Origin of the sequence: Aeromicrobium sp. 9AM (assembly GCF_902506105.1) — a bacterium.
Lineage (GTDB): Bacteria > Actinomycetota > Actinomycetes > Propionibacteriales > Nocardioidaceae > Aeromicrobium.
This window is the reverse complement of record NZ_LR733304.1, coordinates 163,291-187,068: the sequence shown is the minus strand read 5'-3', so window position 1 is coordinate 187,068 and position 23,778 is coordinate 163,291. Positions and strand designations below refer to the sequence as shown.

The window sequence follows — 23,778 nt, the reverse complement described above, 5'->3', positions numbered from 1 at the left end:
AACAGTAGGACCATGACATCGGCGATGTCACGTAGTCGCAGGGTCCTCGCTGCGTGAACACGTGGAAAAGCCGGAGCAGCGAGCCCGACTTGACCCACTCGATGGCCGGACTATATATTCAACGTATGTTGAATAGTCCGGCCATCGAGATCGAGCGCCTCACGGTGACTCGCGGGAAGAACACCGTGCTCCCCGATCTCACGGTGTCGGTGCCGACTGGGTCCGTCACCGGGCTGTTGGGACCCAGCGGCTGCGGCAAGTCGACGCTCATCCGGGCGATCGCCGGGATCCAGATCATCGAGTCCGGCAGCGTCACCGTGCTCGGCGGACCCGCCGGCCGTCCGGCTGCCAGGCAACGCGTCGGGTACGTCACGCAGGCCAGCTCGGTCTATCCGGACCTGACCGTGATGCAGAATCTCCGCTACTTCGCCGCGCTCACCGAAAGCGATGAGCAGGCCGCACTGGTGGCGGTCGACGACGTCGGCCTCGCAGACAAGATGGACACCCTCGTCGGTGACCTCTCCGGCGGCCAGCGAACGCGCGTCTCGCTGGCTGCCGCGCTCCTGGCCGACCCCGACCTGTACCTGCTCGACGAGCCCACGGTCGGCCTCGACCCCGTCCTCCGCCGCGACCTGTGGCAGCTCTTCACCCACCTGGCCTCACAAGGCAAGACGCTCCTGGTCTCGAGCCACGTCATGGACGAAGCCGGCCGCTGCGACCGCGTGCTCCTGATGCGCGAGGGCCAGATCATCGCCGACTCGACACCCGACGAGCTCCGCGCGGACACCGGCGAGGACGACCTCGAGCAGGCGTTCCTCGTGCTCGCCGAGGGGAAGGCAGCATGACTCGCACTCTCGCCACGGCCCGTCGGGTGCTCCAGCAGCTGAGTCACGACCCGCGCAGCATCGCGATGATTGTGGTCCTCCCGTCGCTCCTGCTGCTCCTGTTCAAGTACGTCTACGACGGCAACCCGGTGGTGTTCAACCGCGTGGGGCCGCAGATGCTCGGCATCTTCCCCTTCGTCGTGATGTTCCTCGTGACGTCGGTGACGATGGTGCGCGAGCGTACGTCCGGGACGCTCGAGCGCCTGCTGACCACCCCGCTGCGACGCGGTGAGCTCATCGGCGGGTACGGCGTCGCGTTCGGCGCGGCCGCCCTGGCCCAGGCCCTCGTGACGTCGGCCGTCGCGATCTGGTTGCTCGACATGGACGTCAACACACCCTGGGCGGTCGTCGTGTTCGCGGTGACCGACGCCGTGCTCGGCACCGCGCTGGGCCTGCTGATGTCGGCGTTCGCGGTCACCGAGTTCCAGGCCGTCCAGTTCATGCCGCTGATCGTGGTCCCGCAGCTGCTCCTGTGCGGCCTCCTGGCCCCGCGCGACTCGATGCCCGACGTCCTGCACTGGCTGTCCAACGTCCTGCCGCTGAGCTATGCGGCCGACGCGTTCAGCGAGCTAGGGTCGACCAGCGACTTCACCTCGACCCTCACCAAGGACCTCGTGATTCTCATCGGCTGCTGCACCCTCGCCCTCGCCGGCGCCTCGTTGACCCTTCGCCGGAGGACGCCATGACCGTCAAACGTACGCGCGGACGCCCACCGGCCGGCGACGTGGCGGACCGCCGTACCGCGATCCTCGACGCCGCCCGCGGACAGTTCGCCGCCCAGGGATTCGGCGGCACCTCGATGCGCTCGATCGCCCGTGAGGCGGGTGTCGACGTGAGCCTGATCAGCCACTACTTCGGCGACAAGTCGGGCCTCCTCGTCGCGACGATGCAGCTGCCGGTCAACCCGATCGAGAAGATCGCGTCGGTCGTCGAGGACGGCCCCGACGGCATGGCCGAGCGGCTGCTGCGGACGTTCCTCAGCTCGTGGGACCCGCACCGCGACATCTTCAGCTCGATGTATCGCACGACGATGGGATCGGGTGACTCCCAGGCGCCGATGCTCCAGCTCGCCCGCAACATCCTCATCACGACCCTCGTCAAGGTGCTCGAGGGCGACGACCGCGACGTGCGCGCCGCCCTCATCTCCGGCCAGCTGATCGGCCTGGCGACGATGCGCTACGTCATCAGCATTCCCGCCGTCGCGGACGCACCGGTCGAAGACCTCGTACGCCTCTACTCCCCGGGCATGCAGGTGCTGATCGACGCCTAGGTGTCCGGGCCGAGATCGGCGAGCCGCTCGATCAGGCCCATGGCGTCGAACGGTGCGCGGACCTTCATGTCGTTGTCGAAGTACGCATAGACGTCCCTGCCCCCTTCGGCCCACCCGCGCAACAACGTCGCCCACTCGTCGAGCGCGGCATCGGAGTAGCCGCTCGCATAGAGCTCGGTGTCACCGTGCAGGCGTACGTACGCGAAGTCGGCCGTCACCTCGCGGATCAGCGGCCACTTGCCAGCCGTGTCGGCGACGACCAGCCCGATGCCGTGCTGGCGCAGCAGGGCGAGGAACTCCGGGGCCAGGAACGTGTCGTGCCTGACCTCGACCGCGTGCCTGATCTCGTGGTCGCTCGTGACGTCGAGGTACGCCCGGCCGGCCACGCGTTCGTCGTGCCGGCCACCGAGCTCAGCCGCGGCTCTCGTCGTACGGGGCAACTTGCCGAAGAAGTCCGCCAGCCGCTCCGCGTCGAACCCCAGCGTCGGTGGCAGCTGCCAGAGCACCGGGCCGAGCTTGTCGCCGAGGGCCAACGGGCCTGAGGCGAAGAAGTTGGCCAACGGCGCATCGACGTCCGCGAGCTTCTTCATGTGCGTGATGAAGCGCCCACCCTTGACCGCGAACACGAATCCGTCAGGCGTCCGCTCTCGCCACGACTGGTAGCTCTCGGGTCGTTGCAGTGAGTAGAAGGAGCCGTTGATCTCGATGCTCGTCATGCGGCTCGCGGCGTACTCGAGCTCGTCCTTGTGTCGCAGGCCCTCGGGGTAGAACACCTTGCGCCAAGGCGCGTACGTCCAGCCGGAGATGCCGATCCTGACGGTGCCGGGCACGACGGGTCAGAGCGATCCGGCGATCGTCCCGATCAGGGCGAACAGCGAGACGACGATCGAGACCGGCACCAGCCACAGCGCAGCCACCGTGATCGTGACGGTGGTGCCGATCTTGGGTGGCACGAAGTAGCGGGCGCGGGGCAGGTCGCCGACGCCCTCGATCCACCGACCGGTCATCGACATGCCGCCCCAGGCACCTTTGAGACGGTCGAAGAGGCGCCATCCGCCACCGCCGGCGACGCGCTCCAGCGCACCGCGGGTCTCGTCGACCTTGTCGCTGAGGCTGATCGCGATGCCGAGCTCGGTGGCCAGCTTGTCGGGGTCGTCCGCGGCGCGCAGGATGTTGCGACGCCGGGCCCAGAACGCCGCACTGACCGCGGCCATCGCCACGCCTGCCAGCAGGACCACGACTCGTACGCCGCCGTCGGCGACCACACCGAGCGACAGCGTCGCGAGGACGAACGGCAGCGGGACGCACAGCAGGATCGCTGTCGGCAGGCGCAGCACGCGGACCGCCACGGCGATGACGCCTGCGACGCGGTGGGCGACCTCACCGGTCTGGCCGTCGACGCGCGAGGCGAAGCCGCCGACGGCCGAATTGGCCTGCGACCCGAATCCCCGAGCGAACTTCATGTCTTCCAGCCTACTGAGGGACATCACACTTCGCCCTCTGTCCGTGACGCCCCATAGGCTGCCCAGGTGGCCATCGCTCTTGCACTCCTGTCGGCCCTGGCCTACGGAGTCTCCGACTTCATGGGCGGCATCTTCGCCAAGAGGACATCGGCGTGGCAGGTCGCGGTCGTCGGTCAGACGTCGTCAGGCGTGCTCAGCCTGGCGGCAGCCGTCATCGTCGCGGGTTCGCCGACGGGCACCGACCTGCTCCACGGCGCGCTCGCCGGCCTCGGTGGCGGCTTCGGCGTCGCCTTCCTCTATCGCGGCCTGTCGACGGCGCGGATGGGTGTCGTCGCCCCGATCTCGGCGATCGGCACGGCGCTGATCCCGGTCATGGTGGGCCTGGCGACCGGCGACCGCCCGTCGGCGATGGCACTCGTAGGCGTGCTCTTCGCGTTCCCCGCGATCGCCCTCATCTCCCGCGTCGTCGACGACAACCCCGCCCACCACGGAGGCGTCATCGATGGTGTCCTTGCCGGTGTCGGGTTCGGCCTGCTGTTCACGTTCCTGGGCCAGGTCGGCGACGACGCCGGCCTCTACCCGCTCGCCCTGTCGCAGCTCACCTCGGTGCTCGGCGTGGTGCTGACCGCCACGGTCCTCGGCCACGCCTGGGTCCCGCGCGGACGCAAGGTCTGGGGCGCCGTCGTGATGGGTCCGCTCGGCGCGACCGCGCAGGGCGCATTCCTGTATGCCACGCACCATGGGTTGCTGTCGATCGTCTCGGTCATCTCGTCGCTCTACCCGGCGAGCACGGTGCTGCTGGCCTCGGTGCTGCTGCGCGAGAAGATCCTGCGTTGGCAAGCGGTCGGGCTGGTCTTCGCCGCCCTCGCAGTAGCCCTGGTCGCAGCCGGGTAGGGCCAACCCAGCCATAGGCCGAGCGAAGCGAGGCAGCGGTGAGGGACGAACCGCTGCTGCGGCGAGGAACGAGCCGCGCGCTACTTGAGGAACTTGCTCGTCGTCCGGTCCTTCAGCGGCTTGCCGCCGGTCTGGCAGGTCGGGCAGTACTGCAGCGCCGACTGCGAGTAGGTCACCTCGAGCACCGTGTCGCCGCACACGGGACACTTCTCGCCCGCACGCCCGTGGACCCGCATGCGGGTGCGCTTGTCGTCCTTGAGCTCCTCGGCCGGCTTGCCCCGGGCCTCCTCGACGGCTTCACGGAGGATGTCCTGCACCGCGGCCTCCAGGCGTACGATCTCGTCCTCCTTGAGGTTCTCGGCGATCGCGAACGGCGACAGCTTCGCCGCGTGCAGGATCTCGTCGCTGTAGGCATTGCCGACCCCGGCGATGATCTTCTGGTCGCGCAGCAGGCGCTTGACCTGCATGCGGCGGGCCAGCAAGGGGCGCAGCTCGAAGCCCGGCTCGAGCGGCTCGGGGCCGAGCGCGGCGATCCCGGCGATCTCCGAAGGATCGCGGACGACATACATCGCGAGGCCCTTGCGCGTGCCGGCCTCGGTGACGTCGAAGCCGATGTGCGGGCCGTCGCCCCGGTCGAGGCGCACGCGCGCGGCGATGTTGCTGGCGCCGAGCTTGAGCTTGGTGTCGGGCAGCTGGCTGGACCACCGCAGCCAGCCGGCCTTGGCCAGGTGGATGACGATGTGGATGCCGTCGACGTCGATGTCGATGAACTTGCCGTGCCGGCTGACCCCGGTGACCGCGAGGCCCGACAGCGCCGAGACCGGCGGGTCGAACGTCTTCAGCACGGCGAACGAGGCCAGCTCGATGCCGACCACGACGGCACCGGCGGTCTCCTTGTCGAGGAACTCGACCAGCGCATTGACCTCGGGAAGCTCAGGCATGACTCAATGATCGGGGTTGGGAGACAACTTCTCCATAGCCGGTCACCCTTGGGACACGAAGATGCAGAACGGATGGCCTGCCGGGTCGGCGTAGACGTAGAGCGGTTCGTCGGGATCGTCGTAACGGTCGAGGATGAGGCGGGCACCCAGCGCCAGTGCCCGTTGGTGGTGCGCGTCGAGCTCCGCGACCGAGCCGACCGTGAGGTCGAGGTGCAGCTGTTGCGGCACCGGCCCGTCGGGCCAGGTCGCCTCGGGGAGGACGTCGACCAGCTGGAACGCGAGCTGGATGCCACCGTCAAGGCCGCGTAGGACGAGCCAGTCATGGCCGTGCGGATCGGGCTCGCCAGCGGCGGGTGTCTCGTCGCCGGGGCGGTAGGTCAGGTCGAGGAGCTCGCGATAGAACTCCGCGAGCGTACGGATGTCGGTGGCGTCGAGCACGACCTGTCTGAGCGTGAGCGGCATGCCGCCAGCGTCCCACCGGCCACCGACACCCGCACCTCGATGGGATCAGCCCGTGAACGTCAGCCAGAGCAGCGACACGTTGAGCGCGATGACGATCGCCGCCACGAGGCAGGCCGCCGCCGTGGTGCGATGCGCGTTGACGTACTCCCCCATGACGTCGCCGCGAGCCGTCAGGACGACGAGTGGGATCAGCGCGAACGGGATGCCGATCGACAGCACCACCTGCGAGATGACCAGCGCGCGACTGGGCTCGGCCCCGAGCGCCAGGACGACGAGAGCCGGGATGATCGTCACCACCCGGCGGACGAGGATCGGCAGCCGTACGCCCAGCAGTCCCTTCATGACCTCGGCCCCTGCGGCGCTGCCGACGGAGGTCGAGGCCAGGCCCGACCCGAGGAGGGCGACGGCGAACAGCAGGGCGACCCCGGCGCCGAGCTCGGAGGTCACGACGGCATGCACTCCTTGCAACGTGTCCGTGCCGGGCAGGCCGTCGAGGCTCGAGGCGGCGACGACGAGCAGCGACAGGTTGAGGATGCCCGCCAGGATGAGCGCGAGGACGACATCCGTACGTGTTGCCGAGAGCAGCTCACGGACCGTGAGCCCCTCGCCGCGGCGGTCGAGACGGGTGATCGTGAGGCTCGAGTGCAGGTAGATGACGTGCGGCATGACGGTCGCACCGATGATGCCCGAGGCGAGCAGGACGCTGTCGGTGCCGTCGAAGGTCGGCAGCAAGCCGGTGGCGAGGGGTCCGGCCGCCGGCGGGTCGACGAACAGGCCGGCCATGAAGCCCACCGCGATCAGGGCCAGGAATCCGACGATGACGCGTTCGAGCGTGTGCTGGCCACGCAGGTCGCCGATGCGCAGGACGACCATCGCGACCGCGGCAGTGATGATCGCTCCGAGCACGAGCGGCAGGTCGAACAACAGGTAGAGCGCGATCGCGCCGCCCACGACCTCGGCAAGATCCGTCGCGATCGCGATGGCCTCGGCCTGCAGCCAGTACGCGATGCGGGGCGCCGTCGGCAGCCGCTGACCCATGTGACCGGCGAGCGACAGCCCGGTCACCATGCCGAGCTTGGCGGAGAGGTACTGCACCAGCACGGCCATGACGTTGGCCATGACGACGACCCAGACGAGGGTGTAGCCGAACTTCGAGCCGGCGGTCACGTTCGTCGCGACGTTGCCCGGATCGACGTACGCCACGGCCGCGATGAAGGCAGGCCCGAGCAGGGAGACGCGGGGCAGCCTTCCCTTCACGAGCATGGTGCCCAGCATCTCGTACGCCTGCCGTCGATCGCACACCGGTCGCGACGCCCGTTGCCGGGCCGGGCGGGGCTACTGGGTGGTGCCGGTGGCGACCGGGCGGTCGTCGTGGTTGCTCCACTGCGACCACGAACCGGGGTAGAGCGCGGCGTCGAAACCGGCGATCGCGAGGGCGGCGACCTCGTGCGCGGCGGTGACGCCGGATCCGCAGTAGGTCGCGACGTCGACCCCGTCACGTACGCCGAGCGCCTCGAAGTGACGCCTCAGCTCGGCAACGGGCAGGAAACGGCCGTCGTCGTCGAGGTTGTCGGTCGTCGGCGCGCTGACGGCGCCCGGGATGTGTCCGGCCCTGGGGTCGATCGGCTCGGTCTCGCCCGCGTACCGCTCGGCGGCCCGCGCATCGAGCAGCACACCGGGGAATTCTGCGGCGCCGTCGATGTCGATCGTCGGCACGTGTCCGGCGTCGAGCGTCACGTCTCCCGGCTCCGGCACGACGTCATCGGTGTCGAGGTCGCCGCCCGCGGCAACCCACGCCGCGAGTCCGCCGTCGAGCAGGCGTACGTCGTCGAACCCGGCCCAGCGGAGCAGCCACCAGGCACGGGCCGCGGCGAGGTTGCCGTTGTCGTCGTACGCCACCACGGTGTCGCCGCTGCGGATGCCCCACCGCCGGGCCGCATCTTGCAGCGACTCGATCGAGGGCAGCGGGTGCCGGCCGTCCTGCGGCTCGCCGTGCGCCGCCAGCTCGGTGTCGAGCCCCACGAAGACGGCGCCCGGCAGGTGACCGGCGAGGTAGTCCTCCCGCCCAGGAGGACCACCGAGCTTCCAGCGGACGTCGAGCAGGACGACCCGCCCGGTCGAGGACATCAGCTCCGGCGCCTGGATCAGGATGCTCACGAAATCAGGTTAGGCAGTCCCCGCATGACGAACGGCGCCACCCCGGGTGCGTGACCTGGGATGACGCCGCTTCAGTCGTACGGGCTGTTACGAGGAGGAGTAGACGCGGGTGGATCCACCGGATCCGCCACCGCTGCGACGGCGTCCGCCGCCACCGCCACGGTTGCCTCCGCCACCTTGCGGGCGGCCGCCACCGTTGCCACGGAAGCCGCCCTGCGGGCGTCCTCCGCCGCGGCTCTGACCGCCGCCGTTGCCCGAGGTGCGAGCACCCTGGCGTACGGACGACATGTGCGGGGCCTCGGTGCCGGCACCCGACAGCGCCTCGGCGGTCATGGGCGACGGCGCCGTGCGGGCGTCGTGGTGACGCGCCGTGACTCCGGCCTTGTTCTGCAGCTGCATGACATCGCGCAGCGCCTCGGGCGTCGTCATCGTGACGACGGATCCCGACTCGCCGGCGCGAGCCGTGCGGCCCGAACGGTGCTGGTAGGCCTTGTGCTCGGCCGGCGCGTCGTAGTGCACGACGAGACCGATGCGGTCGACGTGGATGCCACGCGCGGCGACATCCGTCGCGACGATGACACTGGCGCGGCCGCTGCTGAACGCCTCAAGGTTGCGCTCACGGTGACGCTGCGAGAGGTCACCGTGCATGTCGACGGCCTCGATGCCGTTCTGGGTCAGCTGGCGGGCGAGGCGCATGGCCCCGCGGCGCGTACGCGTGAAGACGATGCTGCGCGGGTTGGCGCGCAGCAGGTCGAACGCGGTCTTGGACTTCTCGGTCGCGGCACTGACGAGCACGTGGTGCTCCATCGTGTCGACCGCGCTCTCGCCCGAGTCGACCTCGTGGAGGACGTGCTTGGGCAGGTGGCGCTTGACGAGCTTGTTGACGTCGCCGTCGAGCGTCGCCGACAGCAGCAGCCGCTGGCTCGACTCGGGGGTCTTGGTCAGCAGCGCGTCGATCGGCTTGTAGAAGCCGAGGTCGCACAGGTGGTCGGCCTCGTCGAGGACCGTGATCTCGATGTCGTCGAGCGTCATGCAGCGACGATCGAGCAGATCGGTCAGGCGGCCCGGGGTGGCGATGACGATGTCGACGCCATTGCGGAGCGTGCTGATCTGCTTGTTGATCGGCACACCGCCGTAGACCGTGGTCAGGCGGAGGCCCATCTTCTGCGCGAGCGGCTCCATGGCCGTACGCACCTGGGTCGCCAGCTCACGGGTCGGGAGCAGGATCAGGCCGCGAGGCGCCTTGGGGCGGCTCGTGCGCCCGGCGAGCCGGACGAGGACCGGAAGGCCGAAGGCCAGGGTCTTGCCGGAGCCGGTGCGAGCGCGACCAAGCACGTGGCGTCCCGCGAGCGCATCGGGGATCACCGCCTGCTGGACGGGACTGGGGTTGACGATCTCCTGGCGTGCCAACGCGGATACCAGCGAGGCGGGGAGGTCGAGGGTGGAAAAGGTGGGCAGCACAGAGCTGCCTTCAGGCTGATTCAAGGAACTCACAGACGATTCGGGATGAATGCCCGATATCCATTTCACGCAAGATGCGCTACTTCGTCGGGCCGGAACAGCACCGGACTGGTGCGTTCACGTGTTCACATTCTAGCAGTTCGTTGCCTCGCCCAACGAATCGTGGAATGTGCGTGTGGTCACGCCAACAGGTCTTGGTAGTCCGGGCGCCGGTCGATGAACCGGGCCACGTACGGGCACGTCGCCACGACCCGCTTGCCGCGCACCCGGATGTCGTCGAGGGCATCGGTGACCAGCTCGGATGCCAGTCCCTGGCCTTCGAACTGGTCGAGGATCTCGGTGTGCGGGAACGTCACCACGTCACCGTCCTCGAATGCCTGCGTGAAGCCCGCGAGGATGCCGTCGACGTGGATCTCGTAGCGGTTCTGCTCGGGGTTGTGCGTCACCTTGTTCGTCATGTCAGGCACAACGCTCAGGCGAGGGTCACGATTCCGAGGACGCCGACCGCGACGGCCAGCGCCAGCGAGATCGCGATGAGGATCGTGTGGACCCGCAGGAACGTCGTCGCATTGCCGGCGGCGTCGCGCGACCGCTCGTCCTTGCGTACGCGCTTGAGGAACGGCGGCCAGATCACGAAGTTCCAGATCGCGGTGACGATGAGCACGAGGGACCAGGCGAGGGGAAGTTCCATGCCGCCATCCTTCCAGCCCCGCCCCTTGAGCTCGTCGAAAGGTCAGAGCTTGGCGAGCAGGTCGTCGAGGGGCTGTGGCACCCGGTCGAGGTCGAGCGCGTCGACGAGTGCGCGGCCGTACTGCTCCTTGCGGCCCCCGTGTGTGCCCATGAAGCGGTGCAGCCGGCGTTGGTCGGTGCGCTCTCGCTGGGCGGGCTGCTGGCGGAAGATCTCGTACGCACGAGCGTCCCCCTCGAGCTCGATGACCCGCTCCACCGCGCTGACACCGAGGGCCCGGATGAACTCACCCTCCAGGTCGGGATCGCACACGAAGAACCCGTCGAGCCCCAGCCCGACTCGTGCAAGGGCCCGCTCGAAGAAACCCAGCTCGAGCAGGTCGCACAGCCCGGCGAGCCGGACGCCCAGGCCGGCCGGGCCGAGCAGGTCGACGTACCGGCGGATGCTGGTCGCCCCGCCCATCGGCACGACGCACACGCCCTCGGCGTCCAGGTCCCGGCCTCGACGCACCGCGAGCCGCTCGACCGCAGCCAGGTCACTGATGCCCTCGACGAGCACGGCCGTCCTCAGCCCGACCGTCGAGACGAGCTGCCGGGTCAGCTCCCCGGCGGCTGCGGCATCGGCACCGCCTGCGGCCCATGCGACGACCGACTCGCGAAGGCGGGTCATGTCGTCCACCCGACCAGTGTGCACTGATGAGTCAGCCAGTCCGACTACGATCGCGTTACCCGTCCGAGGCAGGAGCGACGATGAGTGCGACCCCGACCCTCTACGAGTGGTGCGGTGGTCACGCCGCGCTCCGGCGTCTGACCGAGGTGTTCTACGACCGCGTGCTCGCCGATCCCGTGCTCGAGCCGGTGTTCCGCCACATGGGTGCGCAGCACCGTGAGCACGTCGCGCTGTGGTTGGGCGAGGTGTTCGGCGGCCCGACGACCTACACCGACGAGCAGGGCGGCTATCCCACGATGCTCAGTCATCACATCGGTCTCGGCATCACCGAGGAGCAGCGGGTGCGCTGGGCCGGGCTGATCGCCGCGAGCGCCGACGAGGCCGGCCTGCCCGACGATCCGGAGTTCCGCTCGGCCTTCGTCGCGTACGTCGAGTGGGGCACCCGCATCGCCAAGGGCAACTCGGCCGAGGGCGCGACTCCCCCGCCGGACCTGCCGTCCCCGCGGTGGGGCTGGGGCGAGGCTCCGCCGTACGAGGGCTGAGCCCTAGGAGGTCGCGCCGACGAGGCGCTCGCGGGTCGACTTCCAGGGCTTGTCCCAGCTGACGTCACCGGCCTGCAGCACCTCGCCGCATCCGCTGCACAGGTCTGCCGACGTCGTCTCGGCACCGCACGTCTCGTGGATCAACGCCATGTGCGCTCCACCCTCGGGCATCGGCGTGTGCTTCTCCGCCCAGATCGACACCGCATGCATGATCGGCAGCAGGTCGGCGCCGGCCTCGGTCGCGACGTACTCGAAGTGCGTACGCCGATCGGCGCGGTACTCGACCTTGCGCAGCAGCTCCTCGTCGACGAGCAGCCTGAGCCGGCGACTCAGGACGGCGTCCGAGATCCCGATGCTGTCGCGGATCGCGTCGAACCTGCAGCGTCCGTGCAGGACCTCGCGCATGATCAGCATGATCCAGGGATCACCGAGCACGTCGAGGCCACGACGTACGGGACACAGGTCCTCTGACCAGTCGGAACGTAGTGGCACGATGCACCTCACATGTGGCCGGATATCGGCTTGCTTCAGGAAAGCCAGCAACAGTATGGTCGGTCCGTCAACTTTCCTCAAGGAAGTCAGGGCCCATGACTCGTACGCGCATCCACCCGGCCTGGTTCGTCGCGGTGACGGCGTTCGTCGCGCTGGTCGGGGCTGCCGGCTTCCGCGCCGCGCCGGGTGCGCTGTTCGTGCCGTTGCACGACGAGTTCGGTTGGTCGACCAGCATCATGTCGCTCGCGGTCAGCATCAATCTGCTGCTTTATGGCCTGACGGCACCGTTCGCGGCAGCGCTGATGGACAAGTTCGGCATCCGCAAGGTCACGACCGTCGCGCTGCTGATGGTGTCGCTCGGCAGCGGGCTCACGGTGTTCATGACCGAGTCGTTCCAGCTGCTCATCACGTGGGGCGTGCTGATCGGACTCGGCACGGGCTCCATGGCGATGGTGTTCGCCGCGACGATCGCCAATCGCTGGTTCATCGAGCGCCGCGGCCTCGTCATGGGCATCCTGACCGCCGGCGGCGCCACCGGCCAGCTGGTGTTCCTGCCGATCGTCGCGGCCCTGGCGGAGAACGTCGGCTGGCGCACGGCGTCACTCGTGATCGCGGGCGCAGCGCTGCTGGTCGTACCCCTCGTGATCCGCTTCATCGGCGACTTCCCCGAGGACCGCAGCCTCAGCCCGTACGGCGCTCCGGCCGACTGGGCGCCGCCGTTGAGGGAGACCGGTGGAGCGGCGAAGCGGGCGACCGACGCGTTGCGCGCCGCTGCCCGGGTGCCGGCGTTCTGGGCGCTCGCGGCGGCGTTCGCGATCTGCGGCGCGACGACGAACGGCCTGGTGGGCATCCACTTCATACCGTCGGCCCACGACCACGGCATGGACCAGACGACGGCGGCGAGCCTGCTCGCGGTCGTCGGCATCTTCGACATCGCCGGCACGGTGGCGTCCGGCTGGTTCACCGACCGGTACGACCCCAGGCTCCTGCTCGTCGGCTACTACGCCTTCCGGGGTGTCGGCCTCGTCCTGCTGCCGACGCTGCTGTCGTCGAGCGTACGGCCGAGCATCGTCGCATTCGTCGTGATCTACGGGCTCGACTGGGTCGCGACCGTGCCGCCGACCGTCGCCCTGTGCCGGGAGATCTTCGGCGACCAGGGCACTATCGTGTTCGGCTGGGTCTTCGCCTCGCACCAGTTCGGCGCCGCAGCAGCTGCCCTCGTCGCGGGCGTCATCCGGGACCAGACCGGCAGCTACTCGCTGGCGTGGTTCGGTGGCGCCGGCCTCTGCGCCGTCGCCGCCGTGCTGTCCTGGATCCTCGGCTCGTCCCGCAAGCGCGCCGCCGTACGCGAGTCCCTCACGGTGGTGCCTATGTGACACGCGGCTCCTCCGTCGCCGCTCCAGCGACTTCGTCGCTGCCGGGCTTCGCCCGGGTGTCTGCCTCGCTGCGCTCGGCCTATGGCCGAGTCCATCCCACCGGGAAATCAGCCCCGCAAGTATGTGAGGACGGCGGAGACGCGGCGGTCGTTGTCGTCGCCGAGGTCGAGCTTGGCGAAGATGCTGCCGACGTGCTTGCGCACGGCGGCGTCGCTGACGAACAACGCCTCGGCGATCGACCCGTTCGTACGCCCTTCGGCCATCAGCGCGAGCACCTCGCGCTCGCGGGCGGTCAGGGCAGCGAGGGGGCCGTCGTCACTGCGTCGGGTCAGCAGCTGCCGGACCACCTCGGGGTCGACGACGGTCTGCCCGTCGACGACCTGATCGAGGCTCGCCAGGAAGTCGGCGACCCGGCCGACCCGATCCTTGAGCAGGTAGCCGATGCCGGCGGTGCCCGCCGAGTCCATCAGCGCAGGCAGATAGGCGTCGGCGACGTACTGCGACAGCACGAGGATCGGCAGGGTCGGCAGGTCCTCGCGGATCGCAGCAGCGGCTCGCAGTCCCTCGTCGGAGTGGCCCGGCGGCATGCGTACGTCCGTGATCACCACGTCGGGCGGATCGGCGCGGACCGCCGCGATCAGCTCGTCGGCGTCCGTGGCGCTCGCCACGACCTCGTGGCCGGCTCGCTCGAGGATGCCGACGAGCCCCTCACGAAGCAGTGCCGAGTCCTCGGCGAGCACGATCCTCAGCGGTCGACGTGCCATGGGCTCTCCATCCGCAGCTCGGTCGGTCCACCGTCGGGACTCGTCACCGACAGCGTGCCACCCAACGCGTCGAGCCGGGTGACGAGCCCGGACAGGCCGGTGCCCTCCCCCAGCCTGGCGCCGCCGTGCCCGTCGTCGGTGACGACCAGCACCAGCGAGTCGCCAGAACGCCGCGCATGGATCGCGGCGCTGCGGGCCCGGGAGTGCTTTGCGACGTTGGCGAGTCCTTCGCTGACCACGAAGTACGCGGCTGCCTCGACCTGCGGAGGCGGCCGCTCGTCGAGGAACACGTCGACGCGTACGGGTATCGGCATGCGGTCGGCGACCTCGCGGATCGCCGCGGCCAGGCCCAGGTCGGTGAGCACCCTCGGGTGCACACCACGCACGACCTCACGCAGGTCGGCGAGCGCGGCTTCAGCCTCGCTGTGGGCCTGGCGCACGAGCGCGAGTCCCTCGCCTTCCGGTACGTCTAGCTCGGCCCGCCCCAGCAACATCGTGAGGGCGACCATGCGCTGCTGCACGCCGTCGTGCAGATCGCGCTCGATCCGCTTGCGCTCGGTCTCGAAGGCGTCGACCAGCTCGATCCGCGAGCGGCGCAGCTCGGTGACCCGCGCCTCGAGCTCCTCCTCCCGGGGACTCAGCAAGATGCCCGCCAGCGACGACTGGGCAGCGGCGAGGACCGTCAGGGCGTACGCCCCCACGACGATGCCGACGGGGGTCGCGATGATCGCGAACGGCACCGCTTCGCGGGTCGAGTCGAGCTGCCACCACAGCATGCCGACGGTGTCGTAATGGGCGAGCAGCGGCGAGATCAGCGAGACCACGACGAAGGTGACGACGAGCACCACCACGAGGGCGTCCACGACCCAGAGGAACAGTGCGAGCAGGACGGCGTACCCCAGCGCTCGCCACGACGCGGCGTCGCGCGGGGTGCGCCACCACGGCGTGTCCGAGACGTCGGTCGCCACGTCCTCCTCCAGCATCACCGGGAGCCGGCGCCGCTCCAGCCCCGCGATCATGGCGCCGAGCCTCGGCACCCCGCCGAGGATGAACAGGCCGATGATGAGTGGTGCCGTGAGGACACCCACGCCGATCGTCACGAAGAATCCGATGAACGACACCAGGCCGACCACAGCGCCCGTCAGGAGATAGAGGAGCGAGCGCCACGGCCACGACGAGAGCACGAGACGTACGGGGTTGCCGCCGACGGCCGACCACGCGGAGGACGTGCGCGTCGCGGAAGTCATGATGACCCAGCCTAGGCGCGCACGCGCTCGGTGGCAGTGACCTCAGGTCCACTTCCGGGGTATCTCCTGCGATACCCCAGAAGTGGCTCGCGGGCCAGAGACGACGAGGCTCGCCGACGATGTCATGGAGTCATGACAACTCTCACCGATCACGAACCACGCCGAGCCGCGACGCGTACCGACGCCGTCGTGCTGGACGGCGTCACCAAGACCTACAAGTCGAAGGCCGGCCAGGTCGATGCACTCCGCGGCATCACCCACGCCTTCGCCTCCTCCACGTTCACCGCCGTCATGGGACCGTCCGGGTCCGGCAAGTCGACCCTCCTCCAGTGCGCCGCTGGGCTCGACCGGCCGACGAAGGGCAAGGTCATCGTCGCCGGAACCGACCTCGCCAAGCTCAACGAGGTCGCGCTGACCACGATGCGGCGCTCGACGATGGGCTTCGTCTTCCAGTCCTACAACCTCCTGCCGGCCCTCACCGTGTTCGACAACGTCGCGCTGCCGCTGCGACTCGCGGGCAAGCGCCCCAGCCGCGGCGAGGTGCTCGCGACACTGGCCCAGGTGGGTCTCGACGGGCACCACGGTCGTCGCCCGGCCGAGCTCTCCGGCGGGCAGCAGCAGCGCGTGGCCATCGCCCGCGCGCTCATCGCGCGACCGCAGGTCGTGTTCGCCGACGAGCCGACCGGCGCTCTCGACCGTACGACCAGCCATCAGGTGCTCGACCTCCTGCGCACGTCCGTCGACGAGCAGGGCCACACGATCGCGATGGTGACGCACGACCCGGTCGCCGCGTCGTACGCCCACTCGGTGATCTTCCTCGAGGACGGCCGGCTCGTCGGCAGCCTCCAGCACGGCAGCGCTTCGCAGATCGCCGCGATGATGAGTGAGCTCGAACGATGATGCTCCTCGACCTCAGCCGGCACACCGTGCGGCGCAACATCGCCCCGTACGTCGGATCGCTCGTCGCGCTGTTCCTCGGCGTCACGCTGATCGGTTTGACGGTGGAGATGATCACTGCGGTCGCCGAGGCGACCTCGCGCCTGGAACCGGGCGACACCGAGGGTCGCATGCAGCTCGACGGCCTGGCGTCGATGTTCGGCGTCATGTCCGGGTTCTCCGGGTTCATCGCCATCTTCGTCGTGGCCAGCACCTTCTCGTTCGTCGTCTCCTCGCGCAGGCGTGAGCTCGGGCTGCTGCGCCTGATCGGCTCGACTCCCCGCCAGGTCCGGCGGATGATCCTCGGCGAGTCATTGATCGTGGCGAGCGTGGCCTCGCTCGCAGGATGCGTGTTCGCGCACCTGATGACGCCGCTGACGCTCTGGCTCGCCCATGACCGCGGACTCACCCCGATGAGGCTCGACACCCCCAGCTTCTGGCCCACGCTCGGCATCGCATTCCCGATCGGCGCACTGGTCGCCCTGATCGGCGCGCGCTCGGCGGCACGCCGCGCATCCAAGATCCCTCCGATCGACGCGATGCGGGAGGCCTCGGTAGAGCGCCGCCGCATGGGATTCTGGCGCCTCCTGGTGGGTGTCGGCTGCCTCGCCGGCTCGGTCGCCATGCTCGTCACGATGGGATCGGTCACGGGCGAGCTGTCGCTCGTGCTGGGCATCTTCGCGCCGGAGCTGCTGGTCATCTCCGCGGTCTGTTTCGGCCCGTGGCTGTTCCCGGCCCTGGCCCGGCTGATCGCGTGGCCGCTGGTGCGCAACGGCGACGTCACGATCCGCATGGCCCGTGACAACGTCGCGGCCTCGGCCAAGCGGACCGCCTCGCTCGCGGCACCGACCCTCGCGATCTCGGCCATCGGCGGTTCGCTGTTCCTGACCTTGGGGATCGCCGCCGACTGGGATCGTGCCGTCAACGATGAGCATCTCAAGGCCACGGTCGTCGTGGAGGGTGGCAACGCCCGCACCGCTGAGATCCTCGCGAGCTCGCCCGCAGTCGACGTCGCCGACGCCAGTGCACCGGTTGGCATCACCTTGATCGATCACGAGGGCGCACGCGAGCTCGAGGAGGCCCAGACGATCGATGTCGCCAACGGAGCCGCGGCACGCGGGCTCAAGGCGCACCAGGGATCGATCGAGGATCTTCACGGCAGGGCCATCGCCCTGTCAAAGTCCTACGCCTTCGACGGCGCCTACCACCTCGGCAGCACGGTTCGCGCGGCGTTCGGCAAGGGGAAGCCGGTCAACCTCAAAGTCGTCGCGATCGTCGAGTCGGCGCCGTCGCTGTACGGCGACCTGCTGCTCCCGACCGGCCTGACGAAGGCGACCCCCGATCGCTGGTTCGTCATCCCGCGTACGGATGTCGCCGACCCGGTCTCGACGATCAGTGCCGAGCTGCGCGGCACGTCGGCCCACGTCGAGTCGCGTGACGCATGGCTCGCCGCGACGGACGCCGACCTGCGCAAGAACAACACGTTGGCGCTCTGGGTGCTGCTCGGTCCCTCGGGGTTCTACGCCGCTCTGGCGATCGCCAACACGTTGCTGATGGGCAGCCTGCAGCGACACCGTGAGTTCGTCGCGACCCGCCTGATCGGCGCGACCGAGCGCCAGGTTCGCAAGATCGTGCTCTGGGAGTCGGCACTGGTGACCGCCACGTCACTCACGATGGGTGCGATCATCTGCGCGATCGTCGGGGTGCTGGTCGGTCGATCCCTCAGTGCCACCGTGGAGAGCATGCCGGTGGACCTGCCGTGGCTGGGCCTCGGCGCGATCGGCGCGACCTGCCTGGTCATCGCCACCGTCGCCGCGGTCGCCCCGACCAGGTTCATGCTCCGCAAGGTCCACCCCTCCCAGGCCGCGGAGTGAGCCTCGCCGGGAGTGACGTTTGCGCCGGGGCACGACGGCGAGTCGCGACGCGAACGTCACTCCCAGCGGGGTCCCGCAGCGCTGGTCAGGCGGAGGTGAGGGTGGCGAGCGCCGAGGTGAAGAGGGCCAGACCGTCGGTGCCGGGACCGGTCAGATCCTCGACGGCGTGCTCGGGGTGCGGCATGAGCCCGACGACGTTGCCGCGCTCGTTGGTGATGCCGGCGATGTCGCGCAGCGAGCCGTTGGGGTTGACGTCGACGTAGCGGAACACGACCTGGCCCTCACCCTCGAGGCGGTCGAGCGTGTCGGCGTCGGCGACGAACCCGCCCTCGCCGTTCTTGAGCGGGATGACGATCTCGTCGCCGACCGCGAGGTTGGACGTCCACGCGGTCGAGGCGTTCTCGACCTTGAGGGTCTGGTCGCGGCAGATGAACGTGCGGTGGTCGTTGCGGATCAGGGCGCCGGGCAGCAGGTGCGACTCGCACAGGATCTGGAAGCCGTTGCAGATGCCGAGCACCGGCATGCCGCCCTCGGCTGCCGAGATGACCTCGGTCATGACGGGCGCGAACCGGGCGATCGCACCAGCGCGCAGGTAGTCGCCGTACGAGAAGCCGCCCGGCAGGATCACCGCATCGACACGCTTGAGGTCGTGGTCACCGTGCCACAGCGCAACAGGCTCGCCGCCAGCGATGCGTACGGCGCGCTGCGCGTCGACGTCGTCCAGGGACCCCGGGAACGTGACGACACCTATCTTCATGAATCAACCCGGACGGCGTAGTCCTCGATGACCGGGTTGGACAGCAGGGTGCCGGCGAGGGCGTGCACCTCGGCGAGCGTCGCCTCGTCGGCCACGTCGACCTCGAGCTCGAACCGCTTGCCCTGGCGTACGTCGGTCACGGCGTTGAAACCGAGGCGCGGCAGGGCGCCGTGGACGGCCTTGCCCTGCGGGTCGAGAATCTCGGGTTTGGGCATGACATCGACGATGACGCGGGCCACGGACGCTCCTTGAGTGGTCGGTGCCCCCAGTCTATCGGTGGTTCGCAGGTGCCAGGAACCGCGTTCAGGACAGCTCGCGCTTGAGGATCTTGCCGGTGCTGGTCATCGGCAGCTCGTCACGGAACTCGACCACACGGGGGTACTTGTAGGCGGCGAACTGCTCCTTGCCCCAGACGACCAGGTCATCCTCGGAGACGTCGTCATGGTCCTTGTTCTTGACCACGACAGCCTTGATCTCCTCACCGTGCGACTCGTGCGGCACCCCGATCACCGCGACCAGCGACACCGCAGGATGCTCCATCAGGACTTCCTCGATCTCGCGCGGATAGACGTTGAAGCCGCCGCGGATGATCATGTCCTTGGACCGGTCGACGATGTAGTAGAAGCCGTCCTCGTCCTTCTTGGCCAGGTCACCGGACCTGAACCAGTCGTCACGGATCGCCTCAGCCGTCGCCTCCGGGCGGTTGTAGTAGCCCTTCATGACGTTGTGACCCTTGATCGCGATCTCCCCCACCGCGTCCGGACCGTCAGGCACGTCCGACCAGTCGTCGTTGATCAGCTTCATCTCCACGCCCGGGATCGGGACCCCGATGGAGCCGACCCGCGGCTCCTCACCGAACCGGGAGAACGACGCCACCGGTGACGTCTCCGACAACCCGTAGCCCTCCAGGATCGTCACCCCGAACCGCTCCTTGAACTGGCGGTGGATGTCGACCGGCAGCGCCGAGCCGCCCGCAGCCGCGAGCCGCAGGTTCGCCGCCAACGCCTCCACGTCCACCGTGTCGTCCAGCGCGCCGAGCAGCCCCCAATACATCGTCGGCACACCGGCGAAGAACGTCACCCGGTTGGCCGCCATCAGCTTCAAAGCCGCCTGCGCCTCGAACCGCGGCAGCATCACCACCGTGCCGCCGAACGCGATCGAGCCGTTCTGGATCACCGTCTGCCCGAACGAGTGGAACAACGGCAGCACGCACAGGTACGTGTCCGGGTGCCTCGCGTCGGCGCCGAACAGGTCCTTGCTGGCCAGCGCGTTGTCCCGCATGTTGCGATGCCGCAGCTCCGCACCCTTGGGCTGACCCGTCGTTCCCGACGTGTAGAGGATCACCGCGGTGTCGTCGTCATCGCGCTCGACCGTGCTGAACGTCGGCGGCTGCTGAGCCACCAGCGGGCCGTAGAACTCCGGCGGCTTCATCGGCTCGGGCTGCTTGGAGTCCAGCTTGATCAAGAAGAACTCCGTGCACGACTCCGTCGCCTGGAACCCCTCCCAGGCCGCATCCCCGATCGGCAGGTCCGGCGTGCCCTCGAACGCGAAGTACGCCTTCGCGTCGGAGTCAGCCAGGTGATAGGCCACCTCGCGCCCCTTCAGCAGCACGTTCAGCGGCACGACCGTCGCGCCGGCCTTGAGGATGCCGAAGTAGATGATCGTGAAGTACGGCAGGTTGGGGCACGACAACGCGACCTTGTCGCCCGGCCGGATCCCGCGGGACACGAGCAGGTTCGCCACCTGGTTCGCAGCACCGTTGACCTGCGCATACGTGAACCGCGAATCCCCGAAGACGATCGCCGTACGATCGGCATACTTCTCGGTCGACTGCTCCAGCAAGGCGGCGAGATTGGTCACGTGGGCTCCTCCAGGGGGTGACGGGGCTCTCACCATACCCGGGGTATCCGGATCCCCGGGCAACCTTTTCGACCGGACGCGCATCTCCCTCCACAACGTCAACATGAGGGGGAAGCATGACCGCAGAGCTCGCACGACCCACACCAGTCGCGTCGGCCACCATCACGGGCACGGTCTCGGATCCGAGCGGCTACCCGCTCGTCGGCATCACGATCGTCCTGTTCGAGGGCGGACGCGGTGAGGCAGGTATGCGCCTCGACACCACGACCACCGACGACATCGGCGGCTACCGGTTCACCCGCGTCCGCGCCACGGCAGGCGACGACTGCCGGGTCGAGGCGACCGACGAGTCGGGCGCCCACGTGTCCACCTGCTCGACCCTCACGGTCGGGGCCGGCGCCACGACGCACCACACGACGATGCCCGTCGCCGGGCACGTCCAGGGCCGAGTCGTCATCCAGGACGGCTCGACGACCCGCCCCGCCACCCACGTGTGCGTGACGGCTGCCGGCGAGAACGTCGTGCAGGCGGTCAACGTCTCGGCCAGGGGCACGTTCCGCATCGGCGGCCTGCCGGCCGGGAAGTACACGCTGCTGTTCCACGACGACGTCCACCTCGACGACGGCGTCAGTGCCCATTGGATGAGCGTCACCGTCGCCGCGGCCCGTACGACGACGATCGAGGACCAGGTGCGTCCCAGCGCTTCACAGAACTGACCCAAAGACCAGTTGCGGCAGGGCGTGTCCGAACCAGGGGGACACGCCCTTTCCGCGGCTCAGCAGCCGTCGCGCATCAGGCCGGGCTTCGCGCCACTCGTCACCTCGACGAAGGTGACGGTGTCCGTCGGGGCGACCGCATCGGGCTTGGCGTTGAACAAGAACCCGATCCAGCCCGCGCCCTCGCTGACGAACAGCCCGGTCTGGCCGTAGCCCGCGTCCTCAGGCGCCACGTCGCCGAGGACTCCCTGGACGCTCTCGTACGTGCTGCCGACGCCGAGGCCCGAGCGCGTACGCGGGCCACCGCCCCGGATGCCGATCGACGACACCGAGCCGTCGTCCCGGGTCTGGACGTCGAGCTGGTCGTTGTAGCCCTGCCGCCAGACCAGGTCGTCGACCCGGTTGCACGCAGGCACGGAGATGTCGGAGTCGAAGTAGCCGGTCGCATAGGCGGCGGCCTTGCTCATGCCGACCTGCACCGGCCCCACGGCTCCGGGAATGACTCGCAACGAACCCACTGGGGCCAGCGGCATGCGCGGCGGCTCGGAGGTCTTGGTGCCGCCGCCCCCGGTGCCCGCCGGCGCGTTGGCGGTCTTGGTGGACTTGGGCTTGTCGGCCTTCTTGGTCGTCACGGTCGCCGAGGGCTTGGCCTTCGGCTCGTCGTTGGACTCCGGCTTGAGCTGGTGCGCCACGACGCCGGTGCCGACTCCCCCGACCATGCTGAGCGCCAGGATCCCGGCTGCTATCTGCTGCTTCATGACTGCCTCCCGCGTGCTGGCGCCCACCGCAGGGCGCACCTCGAGGACAGAGATGCCGAGGGCGACTCAGAAGTTGCCTTCATGCACGCCCAACCTCTCTCGTACGAAGCCTCGAGCGGTGTGGATGCGAGCCTTGACGGTGCCGAGCGGCGTCTGCGTCAGCGCGGCGATCTCGTCGTACGGCAGCGAGCCGATGTCGCGCAGCACGAACGCCTCGGCCGTCGAGGGATGCGCCTGCTCCAGCGCCTCGATCGCGTCGAGCAGGTCGATGCGGCTGCCCGCGATGACGCTCGTCGTGCGGGGATCGGGGCTGACCGGCATCTCGTCGACGGATCGCTCGGCGAACCGCCGCTTCAGCGTGCGGTACGTCTGACGTGCCGAGTTCGACGCGATCACGGTGACCCAGCCCATGAACGAACCCGTGCCGGAGAAGTCGCGCAGATGCGTCGCGATCGACAGCAGGGCGTCCTGCGCCGCCTCCTCGGCGTCGAGCGTGTGCGGCAGGAGCCGGGCGCACCGGCTCACGACCCGCGGACGGATGGCGGTGAGCAGCTCCTCCATGGCGGACGCGTCACCCGCGCGCGCCCGGGCGATCAGCTCCTCGTCGATGTCCATGCCGATGACGATACATACGGGTTGTCGCGCATACTGATGCGTGATGAAACAGATCGGACGCTACCGCCTCGACGCGGTCGAGGGGTTCGGGGCGTTCGCGACGGTGTGGCGTGGTTTCGACACCGACCTGGAGATCCCGGTCGCCATCAAGCTGCTCGCGGAGAACTGGGCCCATCACGCTGACGTGCGCGAACGGTTCCTCGCGGAGGCTCGCCTGCTGCGCCGCATCGAGGACCCCCGGGTCGTACGCGTGCACGACATCGGCACGCACGAGGACCGGCCCTACTTCGTCATGGACCACGTGTCCGGTGGAACCGTCGCCGACCGGGTGAGCGAGCCGGGCTCCACCGAGGACGCCCTGCGCCTGGCCATCGAGTCGGCGCGTGCGGTCCAGGTGCTGCACGAAGCGGGGCTGCTGCACCGCGACGTCAAGCCCAGCAACCTGCTGGTCGCCGAGGACGGTCGCGTGCTGGTCGCCGACCTCGGGAGTGCCAAGCGGCTCGCAGAAGCCAGTGGTGTCACGGTCACCACCGGCACGCCGGCCTACATGGCGCCGGAGCAGGCCCGCGGTGCGCCGGTCGACGCGCGCTCGGACGTCTACTCCCTGGGTGCGGTGACGTACGAGCTGATCTCCGGCCGCCAGCCGTACGACGTCAGCGATCCCGGCACGCTCATCAAGCGACCCAATGACAGCCGGCCCGAACCGCTTGCCGGGTCGCACGACGTGCCGCGCAACCTCGATCACGTCCTGGCCTCGTCCCTCGCCACCCGGCCGGCCGACCGGCCCGACTCGGCGGAGGCGTTCGCCGACGCCTTGGAACAGATCGTCGGCGGCGCCAAGGTCCGCCACGTGCGTCGCGTACGGCGTGAGGTCTCCCCCGCGCTCGCGGTCACCCTGGCGGTGCTGGTGTTCGCCGCCTCGGCAGCGGCGACGTGGTACGCGATCCGCTGA

28 protein-coding genes are annotated in these 23,778 nt (G+C 69.2%); 10 read left to right on the top strand and 18 right to left on the bottom strand.

The window, feature by feature from the left end:
* The first annotated feature begins 125 nt into the window (after positions 1-125).
* From BOSE46_RS06985 to BOSE46_RS06975, 3 genes are read left to right on the top strand one after another with little or no spacing between them, the layout of a single operon-like run.
* The gene (locus BOSE46_RS06985) at positions 126-845 is read left to right on the top strand and encodes an ABC transporter ATP-binding protein (protein WP_159539558.1); all 720 of its coding nucleotides are present in this window, start codon (positions 126-128) and stop codon (positions 843-845) included.
* Positions 842-1,570 carry an ABC transporter permease gene (locus tag BOSE46_RS06980; RefSeq protein ID WP_159539557.1) on the top strand — a complete coding sequence of 243 codons (729 nt, stop codon included), beginning with the start codon at positions 842-844 and terminating at the stop codon, positions 1,568-1,570. Before BOSE46_RS06985 ends, BOSE46_RS06980 begins: the two co-directional genes overlap by 4 nt.
* A complete protein-coding gene (locus BOSE46_RS06975) occupies positions 1,567-2,154 on the top strand; it encodes a TetR/AcrR family transcriptional regulator (RefSeq protein ID WP_159539556.1) in 588 nt (195 codons plus the stop codon). Before BOSE46_RS06980 ends, BOSE46_RS06975 begins: the two co-directional genes overlap by 4 nt.
* Here the strand turns inward: BOSE46_RS06975 and BOSE46_RS06970 are convergent.
* Together BOSE46_RS06970 and BOSE46_RS06965 are read right to left on the bottom strand one after the other, a co-directional pair.
* On the bottom strand, positions 2,151-2,984 hold the full coding sequence (locus BOSE46_RS06970; RefSeq protein WP_159539555.1) for a DUF72 domain-containing protein: 834 nt from the start codon (positions 2,982-2,984) through the stop codon (positions 2,151-2,153). The two genes, BOSE46_RS06975 and BOSE46_RS06970, sit on opposite strands and share 4 nt — an antisense overlap.
* A gap of 6 nt (positions 2,985-2,990) precedes the next feature.
* Entirely contained in the window at positions 2,991-3,617 is a 627-nt protein-coding gene (locus BOSE46_RS06965) for a hypothetical protein (protein WP_159539554.1), read from the bottom strand.
* Between the two features lie 66 nt (positions 3,618-3,683).
* Between BOSE46_RS06965 and BOSE46_RS06960 the strand changes: the two genes are divergently transcribed.
* Positions 3,684-4,511, top strand: a complete 828-nt coding sequence (locus BOSE46_RS06960) for an EamA family transporter (protein ID WP_159539553.1) — start codon at positions 3,684-3,686, stop codon at positions 4,509-4,511.
* A gap of 80 nt (positions 4,512-4,591) precedes the next feature.
* On the opposite strand, the gene BOSE46_RS06955 is transcribed toward BOSE46_RS06960, so the two are convergent.
* The 8 genes from BOSE46_RS06955 to BOSE46_RS06920 all read right to left on the bottom strand — a co-directional run bounded on the left by BOSE46_RS06955 (position 4,592) and on the right by BOSE46_RS06920 (position 10,889).
* Positions 4,592-5,452 carry an Fpg/Nei family DNA glycosylase gene (locus BOSE46_RS06955; RefSeq protein ID WP_159539552.1) on the bottom strand — a complete coding sequence of 287 codons (861 nt, stop codon included), beginning with the start codon at positions 5,450-5,452 and terminating at the stop codon, positions 4,592-4,594.
* 42 nt (positions 5,453-5,494) lie between these two features.
* A complete protein-coding gene (locus BOSE46_RS06950) occupies positions 5,495-5,914 on the bottom strand; it encodes a VOC family protein (RefSeq protein WP_159539551.1) in 420 nt (139 codons plus the stop codon).
* A gap of 45 nt (positions 5,915-5,959) precedes the next feature.
* A complete protein-coding gene (locus BOSE46_RS06945; RefSeq protein ID WP_159539550.1) occupies positions 5,960-7,189 on the bottom strand; it encodes an Nramp family divalent metal transporter in 1,230 nt (409 codons plus the stop codon).
* A gap of 60 nt (positions 7,190-7,249) precedes the next feature.
* On the bottom strand, positions 7,250-8,071 hold the full coding sequence (locus tag BOSE46_RS06940; RefSeq protein ID WP_201299565.1) for a sulfurtransferase: 822 nt from the start codon (positions 8,069-8,071) through the stop codon (positions 7,250-7,252).
* Positions 8,072-8,158: 87 nt separating this feature from the next.
* Positions 8,159-9,532: a DEAD/DEAH box helicase gene (locus tag BOSE46_RS06935; protein ID WP_201299564.1), complete on the bottom strand. Its 1,374-nt coding sequence runs from the start codon at positions 9,530-9,532 to the stop codon at positions 8,159-8,161.
* A gap of 179 nt (positions 9,533-9,711) precedes the next feature.
* A complete protein-coding gene (locus tag BOSE46_RS06930; protein ID WP_159539549.1) occupies positions 9,712-9,990 on the bottom strand; it encodes a GNAT family N-acetyltransferase in 279 nt (92 codons plus the stop codon).
* A 14-nt stretch (positions 9,991-10,004) separates the two neighbouring features.
* Positions 10,005-10,223, bottom strand: coding sequence for an SCO4848 family membrane protein (locus tag BOSE46_RS06925; RefSeq protein ID WP_159539548.1), 219 nt, complete (start codon positions 10,221-10,223; stop codon positions 10,005-10,007).
* 42 nt (positions 10,224-10,265) lie between these two features.
* Positions 10,266-10,889: a TOPRIM nucleotidyl transferase/hydrolase domain-containing protein gene (locus BOSE46_RS06920; RefSeq protein ID WP_159542547.1), complete on the bottom strand. Its 624-nt coding sequence runs from the start codon at positions 10,887-10,889 to the stop codon at positions 10,266-10,268.
* Between the two features lie 80 nt (positions 10,890-10,969).
* On the opposite strand from BOSE46_RS06920, the gene BOSE46_RS06915 reads away from it, so the two are divergent.
* Complete coding sequence (locus tag BOSE46_RS06915; RefSeq protein ID WP_159539547.1) at positions 10,970-11,431, top strand: group II truncated hemoglobin; 462 nt, start codon at positions 10,970-10,972, stop codon at positions 11,429-11,431.
* 3 nt (positions 11,432-11,434) lie between these two features.
* Here BOSE46_RS06915 and BOSE46_RS06910 read toward each other — a convergent pair whose 3' ends face one another.
* Positions 11,435-11,923, bottom strand: coding sequence for a helix-turn-helix domain-containing protein (locus BOSE46_RS06910; protein WP_159539546.1), 489 nt, complete (start codon positions 11,921-11,923; stop codon positions 11,435-11,437).
* A gap of 95 nt (positions 11,924-12,018) precedes the next feature.
* Here BOSE46_RS06910 and BOSE46_RS06905 point away from each other — a divergent pair, with 95 nt between their 5' ends.
* On the top strand, positions 12,019-13,299 hold the full coding sequence (locus BOSE46_RS06905; protein ID WP_159539545.1) for an MFS transporter: 1,281 nt from the start codon (positions 12,019-12,021) through the stop codon (positions 13,297-13,299).
* Positions 13,300-13,406: 107 nt separating this feature from the next.
* On the opposite strand, the gene BOSE46_RS06900 is transcribed toward BOSE46_RS06905, so the two are convergent.
* A complete protein-coding gene (locus BOSE46_RS06900; protein ID WP_159539544.1) occupies positions 13,407-14,063 on the bottom strand; it encodes a response regulator transcription factor in 657 nt (218 codons plus the stop codon).
* Positions 14,045-15,310 carry a sensor histidine kinase gene (locus BOSE46_RS06895; RefSeq protein WP_159539543.1) on the bottom strand — a complete coding sequence of 422 codons (1,266 nt, stop codon included), beginning with the start codon at positions 15,308-15,310 and terminating at the stop codon, positions 14,045-14,047. Before BOSE46_RS06895 ends, BOSE46_RS06900 begins: the two co-directional genes overlap by 19 nt.
* 132 nt (positions 15,311-15,442) lie before the next feature.
* Between BOSE46_RS06895 and BOSE46_RS06890 the strand changes: the two genes are divergently transcribed.
* A complete protein-coding gene (locus BOSE46_RS06890) occupies positions 15,443-16,210 on the top strand; it encodes an ABC transporter ATP-binding protein (protein WP_159539542.1) in 768 nt (255 codons plus the stop codon).
* A complete protein-coding gene (locus BOSE46_RS06885) occupies positions 16,207-18,120 on the top strand; it encodes an FtsX-like permease family protein (protein ID WP_159539541.1) in 1,914 nt (637 codons plus the stop codon). The genes BOSE46_RS06890 and BOSE46_RS06885 overlap by 4 nt, the downstream gene beginning before the upstream one ends.
* Positions 18,121-18,205: 85 nt before the next feature.
* On the opposite strand, the gene purQ is transcribed toward BOSE46_RS06885, so the two are convergent.
* From purQ to BOSE46_RS06870, 3 genes are all read right to left on the bottom strand, one after another.
* Entirely contained in the window at positions 18,206-18,877 is a 672-nt protein-coding gene (gene purQ / locus BOSE46_RS06880; RefSeq protein WP_159539540.1) for a phosphoribosylformylglycinamidine synthase subunit PurQ, read from the bottom strand.
* Entirely contained in the window at positions 18,874-19,116 is a 243-nt protein-coding gene (gene purS / locus BOSE46_RS06875) for a phosphoribosylformylglycinamidine synthase subunit PurS (RefSeq protein WP_159539539.1), read from the bottom strand. Before purS ends, purQ begins: the two co-directional genes overlap by 4 nt.
* A 64-nt stretch (positions 19,117-19,180) precedes the next feature.
* The gene (locus BOSE46_RS06870; protein ID WP_159539538.1) at positions 19,181-20,737 is read right to left on the bottom strand and encodes a long-chain fatty acid--CoA ligase; all 1,557 of its coding nucleotides are present in this window, start codon (positions 20,735-20,737) and stop codon (positions 19,181-19,183) included.
* A 116-nt stretch (positions 20,738-20,853) separates the two neighbouring features.
* Between BOSE46_RS06870 and BOSE46_RS06865 the strand changes: the two genes are divergently transcribed.
* A complete protein-coding gene (locus tag BOSE46_RS06865; RefSeq protein ID WP_159539537.1) occupies positions 20,854-21,453 on the top strand; it encodes a carboxypeptidase-like regulatory domain-containing protein in 600 nt (199 codons plus the stop codon).
* A 59-nt stretch (positions 21,454-21,512) separates the two neighbouring features.
* Here the strand turns inward: BOSE46_RS06865 and BOSE46_RS06860 are convergent, their stop codons facing one another.
* Both BOSE46_RS06860 and BOSE46_RS06855 read right to left on the bottom strand, forming a co-directional pair.
* On the bottom strand, positions 21,513-22,211 hold the full coding sequence (locus BOSE46_RS06860; protein WP_159539536.1) for a hypothetical protein: 699 nt from the start codon (positions 22,209-22,211) through the stop codon (positions 21,513-21,515).
* 66 nt (positions 22,212-22,277) lie between these two features.
* Positions 22,278-22,826, bottom strand: a complete 549-nt coding sequence (locus BOSE46_RS06855) for an RNA polymerase sigma factor (protein WP_159539535.1) — start codon at positions 22,824-22,826, stop codon at positions 22,278-22,280.
* Positions 22,827-22,869: 43 nt separating this feature from the next.
* Between BOSE46_RS06855 and BOSE46_RS06850 the strand changes: the two genes are divergently transcribed.
* Entirely contained in the window at positions 22,870-23,778 is a 909-nt protein-coding gene (locus BOSE46_RS06850; protein ID WP_159539534.1) for a serine/threonine-protein kinase, read from the top strand.

What these genes read in the sequence shown, in the direction of transcription:
- BOSE46_RS06985 (WP_159539558.1), top strand. Translation starts at nt 126, where the DNA reads ATGTTGAATAGTCCGGCCATCGAGATCGAGCGCCTCACGGTGACTCGC.
- BOSE46_RS06980 (WP_159539557.1), top strand. Translation starts at nt 842, where the DNA reads ATGACTCGCACTCTCGCCACGGCCCGTCGGGTGCTCCAGCAGCTGAGT.
- BOSE46_RS06975 (WP_159539556.1), top strand. Translation starts at nt 1,567, where the DNA reads ATGACCGTCAAACGTACGCGCGGACGCCCACCGGCCGGCGACGTGGCG.
- BOSE46_RS06965 (WP_159539554.1), bottom strand. Translation starts at nt 3,617, where the DNA reads ATGAAGTTCGCTCGGGGATTCGGGTCGCAGGCCAATTCGGCCGTCGGC.
- BOSE46_RS06955 (WP_159539552.1), bottom strand. Translation starts at nt 5,452, where the DNA reads ATGCCTGAGCTTCCCGAGGTCAATGCGCTGGTCGAGTTCCTCGACAAG.
- BOSE46_RS06950 (WP_159539551.1), bottom strand. Translation starts at nt 5,914, where the DNA reads ATGCCGCTCACGCTCAGACAGGTCGTGCTCGACGCCACCGACATCCGT.
- BOSE46_RS06945 (WP_159539550.1), bottom strand. Translation starts at nt 7,189, where the DNA reads ATGCTGGGCACCATGCTCGTGAAGGGAAGGCTGCCCCGCGTCTCCCTG.
- BOSE46_RS06930 (WP_159539549.1), bottom strand. Translation starts at nt 9,990, where the DNA reads ATGACGAACAAGGTGACGCACAACCCCGAGCAGAACCGCTACGAGATC.
- BOSE46_RS06925 (WP_159539548.1), bottom strand. Translation starts at nt 10,223, where the DNA reads ATGGAACTTCCCCTCGCCTGGTCCCTCGTGCTCATCGTCACCGCGATC.
- BOSE46_RS06920 (WP_159542547.1), bottom strand. Translation starts at nt 10,889, where the DNA reads ATGACCCGCCTTCGCGAGTCGGTCGTCGCATGGGCCGCAGGCGGTGCC.
- BOSE46_RS06915 (WP_159539547.1), top strand. Translation starts at nt 10,970, where the DNA reads ATGAGTGCGACCCCGACCCTCTACGAGTGGTGCGGTGGTCACGCCGCG.
- BOSE46_RS06905 (WP_159539545.1), top strand. Translation starts at nt 12,019, where the DNA reads ATGACTCGTACGCGCATCCACCCGGCCTGGTTCGTCGCGGTGACGGCG.
- BOSE46_RS06900 (WP_159539544.1), bottom strand. Translation starts at nt 14,063, where the DNA reads ATGGCACGTCGACCGCTGAGGATCGTGCTCGCCGAGGACTCGGCACTG.
- BOSE46_RS06895 (WP_159539543.1), bottom strand. Translation starts at nt 15,310, where the DNA reads ATGACTTCCGCGACGCGCACGTCCTCCGCGTGGTCGGCCGTCGGCGGC.
- BOSE46_RS06890 (WP_159539542.1), top strand. Translation starts at nt 15,443, where the DNA reads ATGACAACTCTCACCGATCACGAACCACGCCGAGCCGCGACGCGTACC.
- BOSE46_RS06885 (WP_159539541.1), top strand. Translation starts at nt 16,207, where the DNA reads ATGATGCTCCTCGACCTCAGCCGGCACACCGTGCGGCGCAACATCGCC.
- purQ (WP_159539540.1), bottom strand. Translation starts at nt 18,877, where the DNA reads ATGAAGATAGGTGTCGTCACGTTCCCGGGGTCCCTGGACGACGTCGAC.
- BOSE46_RS06865 (WP_159539537.1), top strand. Translation starts at nt 20,854, where the DNA reads ATGACCGCAGAGCTCGCACGACCCACACCAGTCGCGTCGGCCACCATC.
- BOSE46_RS06860 (WP_159539536.1), bottom strand. Translation starts at nt 22,211, where the DNA reads ATGAAGCAGCAGATAGCAGCCGGGATCCTGGCGCTCAGCATGGTCGGG.
- BOSE46_RS06855 (WP_159539535.1), bottom strand. Translation starts at nt 22,826, where the DNA reads ATGGACATCGACGAGGAGCTGATCGCCCGGGCGCGCGCGGGTGACGCG.
- BOSE46_RS06850 (WP_159539534.1), top strand. Translation starts at nt 22,870, where the DNA reads ATGAAACAGATCGGACGCTACCGCCTCGACGCGGTCGAGGGGTTCGGG.